Genomic DNA, 11,944 nt, shown 5'->3' on the forward strand with positions numbered 1-11,944 from the left:
CTCGGTCGCTCAGAGAGCCGCACTTCGATGTGCCTTCTGCGTACGCGTTGAACCAATAGCGTCAACGCTGTCTGCCGACGGCAATCTGACAGATCTACTCGCGCCACGCACCAAAATGCGCGAACTCATTCACGGACAGCCGCACTCGGGGTGCCATCTCACGCTCGTTCAACGGAGTCGGCAGCGACTGAGGATCGCCGTGATGGGCGACAGAAATCATCGTCAACACCTCGTATCGCGCCGGGATCGCAAATGCATCGCGAAATGCGGCCGCGTCGATACCGCTCATTGCGTGCGCGGCGAGCCCGCGCGCGTGCGCTTCGAGAAGCAGCGCCATCGCGGCTGCGCCTGCGTCATAGCCGGCTGTCGCGTTGAGGGTACCTTTGGCAGTCTGCGTGTCGGTCAACACGGCGAACAACACTTGCGCGTTGGTGTTCCATGACTGATTGAACGGAATCAGCGTCGCAAATGCACGATTGAATGCGTCGAGGTCGACAGCCTTTTCGAACACGACGAAACGCCATGGCTGCGCGTTATAGGCGGACGGCGCCCAGCGCGCCGCTTCAAGCAGTGACAGCACCTGTGAATGCGCGACAGCCTGGTCCGAATACGCGCGCGGGCTCCAGCGTCCTGCGAGCAGCGGGTGAATGTCGATGTCGGTCGGTGTATTGCGGAGAGTCATCAATGGATCTCGGATAAGCACGGCCGCGCTCGCCCTGCGTGGGCGAAGCGCGACCGTCTGCGGAAAAGATGTCAGGTGGAAAGAGCGCGCGAAGGCACCATGACGGTTACGTCGATCTCGACCAGCATGTCGGGGTCGACGAGACCTGCAACGAGCACGAATGTACTGGCCGGAAAACGCCCCGCAGAAAAATGCTTGCTGCGTTCCGCGTGAATGGCCGGCAACCACTCGCGCGATGTCGAGTACGTGACGATCTTCACGATATCGTCGAGCGACGCGCCGAGTTCGCGCACCGCTATGCCGATGTTGTTCCAGATCTGCGCCATCTGCGCGGCAATATCGTGCCGGCCGACCAGTTCACCCTGTGCGTCCCACGCGACCTGGCCGGTCAGGAACACGGGCGACCCGTCCTTCACGATGCCATGCGTGTAGTAGCTTTGCGTTTTGAGTCCCGGCGGATTGACGTAACGTGTGCTCATGCGTGGGCTCCGCGCAGTGTCAGTGCATTGGTGCGCAGACCGTTCTCGGCGAGCGCATCGACGACCGAGGTGCCGATGGTACGCAGATCGTCGATGAAATCCGGCACGATGACAGTAATGCCATCAAGATCCGCACCCTTGACGATGGTCGCAAGCTTCTGCCCGATCGTCGCGGGCGATCCGACGATCGCGGCCGGCGTCAGCGATTTCGCCGCATTGCCCTGCGCGATAAAGCGCTTGGCCATGGTGTTCTGTGCAAGGCTTTTGTCGCCGGAATATTCGCGCGTCTGATTGTCGAGCGCCTCGGTGTCCACGCCGGAATTGAAATAGTCGACACGTTCCTGCGCCATCGCGTCCGTGTCGCCCGGCACGATGGTGAAGAGGCCATACGTCTTGAAGTCGTGCTTGCCGACTTCGGCGGCCAGTTCCTTCGCGCGCCGGCCGGTTTTGATGAAGTCGTCCTTGTCGCTACCGAGCAGGAAGCTCGCGGTGCAATTGCGGATCGTGAAGCGAAAGCCGGTGTCGGAGCCGCCTGCGCAGATGATCGGCGGCATGGTCGAGGGCTTCGGGTTCGACATGCAGTCTTCGAGCGTGAAGTACTCGCCCTTGTGATTCACGCGGTCCTCGGTCCACAGGCGTTTGAGCACCGTCAACCATTCCTCGGCAAAGGCATAGCGGCCCGCGTGATCGAGGTCGCGCCACAATCCCATTTGCCCCTGATCGTACGGGTTGGAACCGGCAACGATATTCAGCCCGAAGCGACCCTTCGACACCTGATCGATCACCGCCGCCATCTTCGCGACGATGGCCGGGTGGAACACCATCGTGTGCACGGTGCCCCACACCTGGATGCGCGATGTCGCCTCGGCGAGCGCGGACATCGTCGACAGCGATTCGAGCGTGATGTCCCAGTGCTGGCTCGGGCCGCCGTAGCCGCGCCACTTCGCCATGCTCAGCGCAAAGTCGAGTCCGAGTTCCTCGGCGAGCTGCGCGACCGCCTTGTTGTATTCGTAGGTGGCGGGCAATTGCGGGCTGGTGGTCGACGTGATCCAGCCGCCGTTGCCGACCGGAAGAAATACGCCGAGTTCGACGCTATTACGTTCTGTGCTCATGGTCATTCCTGAAGTCAAAGGTGATGCATTCAATTCAAGCGGCGTCGAGCGCGGCGGGCACTGCGAGCGCCTTGCGGGATTCTTCGTGGAGCGTCTCCAGCAACTGCTCTTCGAACAGGCCGAACTCGCGCGACCCGGACATCGCGAGCGTGCGGGGTCGCGGCAGGTCGATACGCAGATCGAGTTTCACGCTGGTCGGCCGCGCGCCGAGCACGACGACCCGATCCGACAGAAAGATCGCCTCGTGGATGTCGTGCGTGATCATCACGGCGGTCCATGCATGCTGCGACCACACCTCCTGCAGCCAGTTCTGCATCTCGATGCGCGTGAGCGAGTCGAGCGCGCCGAACGGTTCGTCCAGCAGCAGGATGTCGCGGCCCAGTACGACAGTGCGCAGGAACGCCGCGCGCTGGCGCATGCCGCCGGACAATTCGAACGGCAGATTGTTTTCGAAACCGGCGAGACCGAAGGCGGGGAACAGTTCACGTGCCTTCTTCTGCGCGTCCTTGCGTTTCACGCCGGCCAGTTCGAGCCCGAGCGTGGTGTTCTGGAGAATCGTGCGCCACGGGAACAGCAGATCCTTTTGCGGCATATACGCAAACGGTGTGCAGTCGCCGGTGCGGTCGCGGCCGTCGACCAGCACATGACCGCTGCTCGGCGGTTCGAGTCCGGCCATGATGTTGAACACGGTGCTCTTGCCGCAGCCCGACGGTCCGATCACCGACACGAACTCGCCGGGCCTGGCCTTGAACGAGACGTCGCTTACCACATCGCGCACGGCGTTCTTGCCGAGCGCGAACGATTTGCGCACGCCGAGCAATTCGATTTTGTTGACACTCATGATGGGCTCCCGGGTCCGGTTGTCATTTGCCGCGACGGCGTGCCTTGATATGCCAGGGCACGACCGCGTACTCGACCGCATAGGTCAGGCAGAACAGCGCGACGCTGAGGATCGCGGTGACGATCACCGCAGCGAGCACGAGATCCGTGCGGAACGCGTTTTTCTGCATGCCCATATAGATGCCGAGGCCGAACTCGGCACCCACGTATTCGGCGAATATCGCGCCCGTGACCGCATAGGTGATGCTGATGCGCAGCGCGGTGAAGAAGGCCGGCAGCGCCGACGGCAGCCGCACGTAACAGAACAGTTTCCAGCGGTTGCCGCCCATGCTCTTCACGAGATTGGCCGATTCTCGGTCGGCCGAATCGAAGCCTTCGACGAGTCCGACCGTGACCGGAAAGAACGTCACCAGCGCGATCACCAGCACCTTGGGCAACAGGCCGAAGCCGAACCAGATGATGACGAGTGGCGCGATGGCGATCACCGGAATGGTTTGCGACGCGACCAGCAGCGGCATCAGGCCGCGCCGCAACCATTCGGAGAAGTCGATCGCGACAGCAAGCCCCCAGCCGATCACGAGCGATACCGAGAAGCCGATCAACGTGACATAGAGCGTCGGCAGCGTGTTGTCCCACAGGTCGCCGCGCGCGAGCCAGCCCTGTTCGATCACACGCGACGGCGCCGGCAGAATCTCGGGCGCGACCCCGGTGACGCGGACCGCCCCTTCCCAGATCAGCAGCAGCACCAGCACGACGACGACCGGCGGCGTAATGCGCACCAGCAGATCGCGCAGCGCGGGTTCGCCGCGTGCCTTGCCGACGGTGACGCCGGCTGCCGTGGCCGGGCGGCTCACGGCGTGATGACCTGGCTCGGCGCCAGGCTGGGACAGTTGAGGCGGTGTGGATGATGCAAGCTCGCGCATGGGGATACCTCTCGCACGTTAAGACTGAACGACACGGCTAGTTTTTGACCAGATAGTCGTTCGTGAAGTAATTTGCCCAGTTCGGTTCGCTGGCGAGCGGCTTGCCGTCCGGACCGGCCAGCAGGCCTTTCTTGAACAGGAAGCCCGACAGCCCCGACCATTGCGCGAGCGTCTGCGTGCCGACCTTGCCTTGCGCATCGCGATAATCGGGGCTCAGCAGCTTCTGGCTTTCGACCACGAAGTCTTTGTCCTGGAACGCCGACGGGTTTTCCTTGATCAGGCTTTGCGCCGCTTCTTCCGGGTGGGCGGCAGCGAACTCATAACCCTTCTGCAACGCGGCGACGAATTTATGTGCGACGGCATCGTGTGTCTTCAGCCACGCCGGATTCGACACGACGATCACCGCATACGCGTCGGGAAAACCGTAGTCGGTGTACTTGAAGTACTTGACGGGCTTGCCGGCGCGCTTCGCTTCGAGTCCTTCCCACGCCATGTACGGCAGCGCGAAATCCACCGTGCCCTGCTTGAGCGCGTCGATATACGACGAGCGCAGCGTGATCAGCTTGAAGTCGCCTTTGCCGCCGGCGTTCTTGATGACCTGCGAGACGATCGCGCGCTCGCCCGGCGTGCCGACGCCGCCGAACTTCGCGCCGTCTAACTGTTTCGGGCTGGTGATGTCCGTGCGGCTCGCCAGTACGCCGATCGACGATGCCCAGTGCTGGTCGACGGCGAACACCGACTTCACCTTCGCGCCTGCCGCGATTGAGAACGTCACCGCGTCCTGGAACGTCGTGCCGAAATCGGCGACGCCCGCGCTCACCAGCGCGTCGGGCGAGGTCTGGTTGTACGGCAGCACCTTCACGTCGATGCCGGCGTCCTTGAAATAGCCTTTATCGATTGCGACGAACAGGCCGGTGTGGTCCGTATTCGGCGTCCAGTCGAGTGCGAAGCGAACGGTGGTGAGCGGCTCGGCGGCGGACGCGTGCAGCATCCCCGCTGCAAGCAGTGCGACGGCCGCGGCCGACTTGATCAGGCTGGAAAACATAGCGTGGGTTTTCACGTCAAAGACCTCGAGGTATCGAAGAAGAAATTGCAGGGAACGTGGCGGCCGTCCATCTTCGCGATGCGCGGCCGCCTCAGGATCAGGCGGCGGGCGTCGAAAAGCCGAAGCGTCGTTGCCAGTACAGCAGACCGTGAGCAGGCGTCGGACTCGACGCCGCTTCGATGTTCGCGAACACCAGTTGATGATCGCCAGCTTCCACGATGCGGTTGACCGTGCAGCCGAACCACGCGGCGGCGTCGCTCACGACCGGCCCCCAGCCCTGGTCGAGCGTCGTGATATCGCGCAGGCGGTCTTCGGCCTTCGCGGCGCAGGCGGCGGCGACATGCGCCTGCTCGTGTGCCAGCACACTCAACGCAACCCGGCTGTCCTCGCAGATACGCGCGAGAAAGCTGGAGGTGTGCGCGAGAGCGAACATCAGGACGGGCGGTGTGAACGAGATCGACGTGAACGCGGTGACGGTCGTCGCGTGCGAGCGACCGGCGGCGTCGCGCAGCGTGATGACGGCGACCGGCGCCGCGACGTTGGCCCATGCATCGGCCAGCGCGGGGCGCAGGTCGGCTGCATCGGCGAAGGTTCCGGTTGGCGGCTCGCGCAACACATTGACGAGCGCTTCAGTGAGAGTTTCCATCATGGCTTCCTTGATTCAATGCGTGTCATGCGATGCGGCACTGTCGCTGCGGGTGCAGGTCGCGTCGTGACGTTTCCAGTTTTCCCGGTGCTGCGAAGGCGAAATACCGAAGTGGCTTTTGAATACGCGGCTGAAGTAAGCCGAATCGTTGAAACCCCAGCGAAAGCAGACGTCGGAAATGCTTTCGCGGAAGTACACGGGATTCATCAACTCTTCGTACGCGTTTTCCAGCCGACGTCGCCGCACATACAGGTTGAAGGCCTCGCCGCCTTCGCTGAGGATCTTCTGCAGATAGCGCGGCGAGATCGACAGAACCGGCGCGACGTTAGCGGGTGAAATGCCCGCGTCGCGCAACTGCTGGTCGATCGCTTCGTGTGCGCGGCCAAGCAGCACCGCGCGGCTTGCGGAGATATCGCTCTGGTCGGGGACCGCCGCGAGTGCCGCGATGAAGAACTCGGATATCGAGATCTCGATGGCGCGCTGCTCGGCCTCGCTCATCGAGCCGAACGCTTGCGCAAATGTATCGAGCAGCGCGGCGAGCATGCGCGCGGCGCCGGTATTTGCGCGCACCAGTTGCACCGGCTTCAGCGCAGACGCCGCCAGCGAGCGTGGCACGCGTCCGGAGCGCGGCAGGTGCACGATCTGGATCGTCATGTGCTCCGGCGCGTCGAAGCTCACACGGCGGCCGAGCGGCCCGAAGACCATGTCGCCGGGACCCAGCAGGATCGACTCGTGCGCGCTACGCACCCGCACCGATCCTTCGATCAGCAGCGCGAGCCAGTATTCGTTCGGGCGACGCCGGTCGTCGGTCGTGATGGTCTGTGCGCGGGCTTGCAGATTGACTATCTCGAAGCCGCCCGGCGCGCGCCAGCGGCGCACGCTGGCAACCACGTCGCCGCCTTCGTCGCTCGGCGCGATGTCCCAGTTCAGATCTTCGACGAAGCGCTGCCAGGCGCCGGTGCGTGCAGAGGCGGGCAGTTGCGATGCGTCGAAGTAGGAGATGTCGAGCACGATGAGTCCTTGCGCGAGAGTCGTGAGCGAGCGGCTACGCTGCCGACGCAGTGAGAAAGCCGGTGATGAGCGTGTTGAACTGTTGCGGCACGACGCGCGAGCAACTATGTCCACCGGTTTCGAGCACTTCGAGACGGCTGCCGGCAATCGCATCGGCGAGCCGTCGGGATTGATACGGCGGCGTGAGAATGTCGTCCGCCGCGCAGACGACCAGCGTCGGCGTTGCGACGTCGGCGAGACGTTCGAGCCAGTCGAACGCAAGAATCGCGTCGATGCGCCCGGTGACGACTGCATAAGGCTGTGCGAGCACGGCGGCATTACGTGCCTCGACTTCCAGCGCCTGCGCGTTTTCCTGCACGTACCACGCGGGATACATGAAGAGGATGTTGCCGTGGCAGTACGCGTCGGTGCCCGCGCCGTCGAGCACCGCGCGGCGCAGTTTGAAGCACCAGGTGAAATGCTCATCGGTTGCGGGCCACGACGCGTACAGCACCATCGCCTGCACGCGCTCGGGCGTGGTGCTCGCGAGCACCTGACAGATCGCGCCACCCGTCGAATGACCGACGAACCGCGCGGACCGATGGCCGAGGTGATCCATCAGCGCAATCACGTCGTCGGCCAGCAACTCGACCGAGTAGGCCATCTCAGGACGCTCCGACCGGTCGGTGCCGCGCTGATCGTGCAGTACCACGGTGTGATCGCGCGCCAGATCCGCGAGGTTGGGTTCCCAGAATCGCGCGCTGCCGCCGAGACCGGAGATCAGGTAAAGCAGCGGACCGGATCCGTGGACTTCGTAGTACAGCTCAATTCCATTGATTCGTGCGGTGGGCATACGATGACGGTGGTTAAGTTGAATACGGTCCGGGCTGCGTTCGCCCGGGTGGGTACGACGAAGTACGGCTGATGCGCCAGCCGTTTATCCGATATGCGCAACCGCGGCGATCTCGACGAGAAACTCCGGTTTCACCATTTCCAGCTTCACGCAGAAGCGCGCCGGACGGGGTGCCTTGAAGTACTCCATATAGACCTTGTTCATTTCCGCGTAGTACGTCATGTCGCGAATGAAAATGTGATTCATCGCGACGTCTTCGAGCTTTGCTCCCGCCGCTTCGAGCACGCCCTTGATGTTCTCGATCACCTGGCGCGTTTGCGCGGTGATGTCGCCGTGTCCGACGATCTCGTTGGTGACCGGATCGGTCGACAGCATGCCGGCGACATAAACGGTTTGGCCGGCTTTGACACCCCATGAGAGATGCGTGGCAGCGGTGGTCCAGCCTTCGGGATGAATGTGTTCGTTCATGGTTGAGTTCGTCTGAAGCGTTAAAGAAAACGTGAAGAGAAGCGTCAAAAAATTACGGCTGCGAAAAGAACATACGACGCTCGAATCCACTTGCCGGTTTGGACAATTCGTATTGCCCGTCACCGTTGATACGTGCCATCGCAATCGACATGACTAGATTGCCATGCACAAATTACCTGGGTTTGGACTCACGGCGCCAATCTGTTGGAGCCTTGTGTCGTGTTGCGATTTCTTCTTGAGTCCGGATCTTTTGGCTGCTTAAAGTGAACACACTCACTACCGAACCAGAGGATTGAACATGTCGTACACGTATCTCGGCAACACAGGACTGCAGGTGTCGGACATCTGTCTCGGCGCGATGATGTTTGGCGGACAGACCGATGTGCAGACCTCGCATCGCATCGTCGCGAAGGCGTTCGATCACGGTGTCAACTTCATCGACACGGCGGACATGTATCACGCGGGTGAATCGGAGCGCACGGTCGGCTCGGCGATCGCGGGCCAGCGCGATGCGTGGGTCGTCGCGACCAAGGTCGGCAATCCGATGGGGGCGCGGCCCAACGAGCAGGGCATGTCGCGCAAATGGATCATGCAGGCGGTAGAAGGCAGTCTCGCGCGCCTGAACACCGACTACATCGATCTGCTCTACGTGCATCGCGCCGACTTCAGCGCGCCGCTCGGCGAGATGGTCCGCGCATTTGCCGATCTGATCCGGCAGGGCAAAGTGCGTTACTTCGGCGTGTCGAACTTCAAGGCGTGGCGTCTCGGTGAAACCGTGCGTCTCGCCGACGAAGCCGGGATCGACCGGCCGGCGGCGACGCAGCCGCTGTACAACATCGTCAATCGCGAGGCGGAACTCGAGCATCTGCCGGCGGCTGCCGCGTATGGCGTCGGCGTGGTCACGTACAGTCCGCTCGCGCGCGGCATCCTGACCGGAAAATATGCGCGTGGTGAAGCACCCGCTGCCGACACGCGCGCAGGCCGTGCCGATCCGCGCATGTTGCAGGCCGAGTGGCGCGACGAATCGCTGCTCGTCGCGCAGCAACTCGCCGACCATGCACGCCGTACCGGCACGACGGCGAGCGCGCTCGCGTTGCAATGGGTGCAGGCCAACCGCCGCGTGAGTTCCGTGATTTGCGGTCCGCGCACGGAGGCGCAATGGGACGACTACATGAAGCCCGCGCCGCGCGCCTTCACTGCCGAAGACGAAGCATTCATCGATCAACTGGTGCTGCCGGGCAAGTCTTCTTCGTTGCATCATCTCGATCCCCATCATCCTGTTGAAGGACGTTGCGCGTTTTAATGCGCGCCTCGATTCGCGATGCAATGGCCGGATCAGGTGATCCGGCCAACTGCTGGCGACGCTGCGATGGACCCAGATTAGGGATGCAAATTTGTCGCGACAAGCGCCGAAAGTGATAGTTATCGTTGCCGGAATCGCAACACGTCAGTGCGCCCGCTGCGTTCGTGCGGTGGCGTACAAAAGAAGCTATGCGCTCCGCAAGCGCTTGCCACAAAAGGTTTTTGGCGCACTGGACGGCGCTTTTATGTCCACCCAACATGTCGTCATGGATCCGGCTTGGAGGGGCTTTGTCCAAACTCCGCGCTGTTTCCAAGAGGTGTAACTGGCATCGTGAAACTACTTTCCTTGCGGTATTTCCATGAAGTCGCGCGGTTGGGCTCGATCCGCCGGGCGGCGGATCTGTTGCACGTCGCGCCGTCGGCGGTCAGCCGGCAGATCGCCCAACTCGAGAGCGATCTCGACGCCGTGCTGTTTTTTCGCTCGAAGGCGGGCGTCGCGCTGACGAACGCGGGCGAGACCTACTGGCGGCAGACGCGACGCGTCATGCTCGATCTCGCGAGCGCGCGGCAATCGCTCGACGATATGCGCGGACTGCGGCGCGGCGAAGTGCGCATTCACGTGATCGAAGGTCTCGTATCGGACTGGCTGCCGAGGCTCGTGCGCGAATTTCACAAGCTGTACCCGGGTATCCGCTTGCGCATCCGTTCATCGTCGACCGATCAGATCATGGCGGCGCTGCTCGAACACGAGGCGGACATCGGCCTCACGTTCAATGCGCCGACCCGGGACGAAATTCAGACGATCGACGAATACATCGAGCCGGTGACCTGTCTCGTGGCGCCGGATCATCCGTTTGCGAACGCGACCCAACTGAAGATCAGCCAGTTGCTCAACGAACCGATGGCGCTCGCGGAATCGAGTTTCGGGTTGCGGCAGTTGATCGAACGCGCGTTTCAACGCTACCGCTCGGATTTCGAGCCGGCCATTACGACCAATTCGCTCGAACTCACGAAGGCAATGGCGATGACCGGCACGATGATCGCGTTCATGCCGACCCTGACAGTGCAGCGGGAATTGAAAGAGGGCGTATTGCGGCCGATTCCGGTGGAATCGAAGGAACTCGCGGAATCGCGCACGGGCTTGTGCATACATCGCGATCGCGCGTTGTCGTTTGCAGCGCGGGAGATGCTGAAGATCATGCGCGCGGAGTTTCGCGCGCTCAACCAGGCGCAGAGCGCGCCCAGACGACGCCGCGCGTGACGCGCGACGAAGGTGGCTGGCCGCATCGCCGCACGAAATTGTCGATCAGGTCACCGCGCCAACGTGTCTGCGGCGCCCGCGCAGTACGATCGTGACCAGCAACGCGCCAACCACGAGACCACCGGCCACGACCAGCAGGGCGATATCCGTGCGGCCGGTCAGCTCTTTCAGATAGCCGATCATGTACGGCGCCACGAAGCCAGCCAGGTTGCCGATCGAATTGATCATCGCGATGCCCGCGGCAGCGATCACACCGGCCAGGAAGGCGGTCGGCAGGCTCCAGAACAGCGCCGGGATCGACAGCACGCCCATATTCGCGAGACACAGCGCGACGATGCCAAGCACGGGTTCGTTCTGCCATGCTACGCACAGTGCAAAGCCAATCGCCGCCATCGAAAATGCGGCGACCAGGTGCCACTTCCGTTCGTTGCGGCGGTCGGCGCTATAGCCGAATGCGAGCATGCAGACGATCGCGCACAATCCGGGTATCGCATTGAGCACGCCGATGGTGAACGGATCGGTGGTGCCCATCCTCTGGATCAAGGTCGGCATCCAGAAGCTGATGGCATAGAGTCCCATGTTGTAAGTGAAATAGATGACGACCAGTGCCCACACCCGCGCATTGGTGAGCAGCGCGGTGAAGCCATGCGCGATCTTGTGGCTGTCTTCCTTCATCATCAGGCTGCTCAGATGATCCTTTTCGTTGTCATCGAGCCAGTCCACCCGGCGAATATCCTCGCTCATGCGGAAGAAAATATAGATCCCAAGCAGTATTGTCGGCACACCTTCGCACAGGATCAGCCATTGCCAGCCGCGCAGGCCTCCCACGCCCGACATGAACTTGAGTATCGACCCCGACAGCACGCCGCCGATCACGCCTGACGACGCGAGCGCGATATAGAAGACGCCCCATGCCCGTCCGCGGCGCGCCGCCGGATACCATTGCGACATGTAATAGATCGCGCCGGGAATGAAGCCCGCTTCCGCCAGCCCGAGCAGAAACCGCATGATGTAGAACTGCATCGGCGTGCGGATGAAGATCGTCGCGCACGAAATCAGACCCCAGGTGATCATGATTCGTGAGATCCAGCGGCGCGCGCCGACTTTGTGCAGGATCACGTTGCTCGGCACTTCGAGCAGAAAGTAACCGAGAAAGAAGATGCCGGCGCCAAAGCCATAGACGGCATCGCTGAATTGCAAGTCGCCCGCCATCTGAAGCTTCGCAAAGCCGACATTGACGCGGTCCAGATACGAGAAGAAAAAGCCCAGCATCAGCACCGGCAGGATCCGCACCGAAATCTTGCGGAAGAGAAGGTTCTCGTCAATCTTTATCATGGCTGTCT

Annotated in this window: 13 protein-coding genes; 2 read left to right on the plus strand and 11 right to left on the minus strand. The window is 62.2% G+C overall.

Annotated features, from left to right (window positions below; all coding sequences use genetic code 11):
• Positions 1–94: 94 nt before the first annotated feature.
• The 10 genes from BLS41_RS29550 to BLS41_RS29595 all read right to left on the minus strand — a co-directional run bounded on the left by BLS41_RS29550 (position 95) and on the right by BLS41_RS29595 (position 8,038).
• Positions 95–682: a nitroreductase family protein gene (locus BLS41_RS29550; protein ID WP_074771274.1), complete on the minus strand. Its 588-nt coding sequence runs from the start codon at positions 680–682 to the stop codon at positions 95–97.
• A gap of 71 nt (positions 683–753) precedes the next feature.
• Positions 754–1,161 carry a RidA family protein gene (locus BLS41_RS29555; protein ID WP_074771275.1) on the minus strand — a complete coding sequence of 136 codons (408 nt, stop codon included), beginning with the start codon at positions 1,159–1,161 and terminating at the stop codon, positions 754–756.
• Complete coding sequence (locus tag BLS41_RS29560) at positions 1,158–2,273, minus strand: LLM class flavin-dependent oxidoreductase (protein WP_074771276.1); 1,116 nt, start codon at positions 2,271–2,273, stop codon at positions 1,158–1,160. The genes BLS41_RS29555 and BLS41_RS29560 overlap by 4 nt, the downstream gene beginning before the upstream one ends.
• Before the next feature lie 34 nt (positions 2,274–2,307).
• A complete protein-coding gene (locus BLS41_RS29565; protein ID WP_074771277.1) occupies positions 2,308–3,114 on the minus strand; it encodes an ABC transporter ATP-binding protein in 807 nt (268 codons plus the stop codon).
• A gap of 22 nt (positions 3,115–3,136) precedes the next feature.
• The gene (locus BLS41_RS29570; RefSeq protein ID WP_216350630.1) at positions 3,137–3,967 is read right to left on the minus strand and encodes an ABC transporter permease; all 831 of its coding nucleotides are present in this window, start codon (positions 3,965–3,967) and stop codon (positions 3,137–3,139) included.
• A gap of 106 nt (positions 3,968–4,073) precedes the next feature.
• Positions 4,074–5,096, minus strand: coding sequence for an ABC transporter substrate-binding protein (locus BLS41_RS29575; RefSeq protein WP_216350631.1), 1,023 nt, complete (start codon positions 5,094–5,096; stop codon positions 4,074–4,076).
• A gap of 82 nt (positions 5,097–5,178) precedes the next feature.
• The gene (locus BLS41_RS29580) at positions 5,179–5,727 is read right to left on the minus strand and encodes a flavin reductase family protein (RefSeq protein WP_171910345.1); all 549 of its coding nucleotides are present in this window, start codon (positions 5,725–5,727) and stop codon (positions 5,179–5,181) included.
• A gap of 15 nt (positions 5,728–5,742) precedes the next feature.
• On the minus strand, positions 5,743–6,738 hold the full coding sequence (locus tag BLS41_RS29585; protein ID WP_074771279.1) for a helix-turn-helix domain-containing protein: 996 nt from the start codon (positions 6,736–6,738) through the stop codon (positions 5,743–5,745).
• A 34-nt stretch (positions 6,739–6,772) separates the two neighbouring features.
• Positions 6,773–7,570 (minus strand): alpha/beta fold hydrolase, encoded by a 798-nt coding sequence (locus BLS41_RS29590; RefSeq protein ID WP_074771280.1) that lies wholly within the window; start codon positions 7,568–7,570, stop codon positions 6,773–6,775.
• Between the two features lie 84 nt (positions 7,571–7,654).
• A complete protein-coding gene (locus BLS41_RS29595) occupies positions 7,655–8,038 on the minus strand; it encodes a Rid family hydrolase (RefSeq protein WP_074771281.1) in 384 nt (127 codons plus the stop codon).
• A gap of 298 nt (positions 8,039–8,336) precedes the next feature.
• On the opposite strand from BLS41_RS29595, the gene BLS41_RS29600 reads away from it, so the two are divergent.
• The gene (locus BLS41_RS29600; protein WP_074771282.1) at positions 8,337–9,341 is read left to right on the plus strand and encodes an aldo/keto reductase; all 1,005 of its coding nucleotides are present in this window, start codon (positions 8,337–8,339) and stop codon (positions 9,339–9,341) included.
• Positions 9,342–9,671: 330 nt separating this feature from the next.
• Positions 9,672–10,601: a LysR family transcriptional regulator gene (locus BLS41_RS29605; protein ID WP_074771283.1), complete on the plus strand. Its 930-nt coding sequence runs from the start codon at positions 9,672–9,674 to the stop codon at positions 10,599–10,601.
• 45 nt (positions 10,602–10,646) lie between these two features.
• On the opposite strand, the gene BLS41_RS29610 is transcribed toward BLS41_RS29605, so the two are convergent.
• Entirely contained in the window at positions 10,647–11,936 is a 1,290-nt protein-coding gene (locus BLS41_RS29610; protein ID WP_074771284.1) for an MFS transporter, read from the minus strand.
• Between the last annotated feature and the right edge of the window lie 8 nt (positions 11,937–11,944).

The organism is Paraburkholderia fungorum, from assembly GCF_900099835.1.
Lineage (GTDB): Bacteria > Pseudomonadota > Gammaproteobacteria > Burkholderiales > Burkholderiaceae > Paraburkholderia > Paraburkholderia fungorum_A.

Excerpts from the sequence above, each read along its gene's own strand:
- BLS41_RS29565 (WP_074771277.1), bottom strand. The coding sequence starts at position 3,114 with ATGAGTGTCAACAAAATCGAATTGCTCGGCGTGCGCAAATCGTTCGCG.
- BLS41_RS29590 (WP_074771280.1), bottom strand. The coding sequence starts at position 7,570 with ATGCCCACCGCACGAATCAATGGAATTGAGCTGTACTACGAAGTCCAC.
- BLS41_RS29580 (WP_171910345.1), bottom strand. The coding sequence starts at position 5,727 with ATGGAAACTCTCACTGAAGCGCTCGTCAATGTGTTGCGCGAGCCGCCA.
- BLS41_RS29595 (WP_074771281.1), bottom strand. The coding sequence starts at position 8,038 with ATGAACGAACACATTCATCCCGAAGGCTGGACCACCGCTGCCACGCAT.
- BLS41_RS29610 (WP_074771284.1), bottom strand. The coding sequence starts at position 11,936 with ATGATAAAGATTGACGAGAACCTTCTCTTCCGCAAGATTTCGGTGCGG.
- BLS41_RS29550 (WP_074771274.1), bottom strand. The coding sequence starts at position 682 with ATGACTCTCCGCAATACACCGACCGACATCGACATTCACCCGCTGCTC.
- BLS41_RS29600 (WP_074771282.1), top strand. The coding sequence starts at position 8,337 with ATGTCGTACACGTATCTCGGCAACACAGGACTGCAGGTGTCGGACATC.
- BLS41_RS29555 (WP_074771275.1), bottom strand. The coding sequence starts at position 1,161 with ATGAGCACACGTTACGTCAATCCGCCGGGACTCAAAACGCAAAGCTAC.
- BLS41_RS29560 (WP_074771276.1), bottom strand. The coding sequence starts at position 2,273 with ATGAGCACAGAACGTAATAGCGTCGAACTCGGCGTATTTCTTCCGGTC.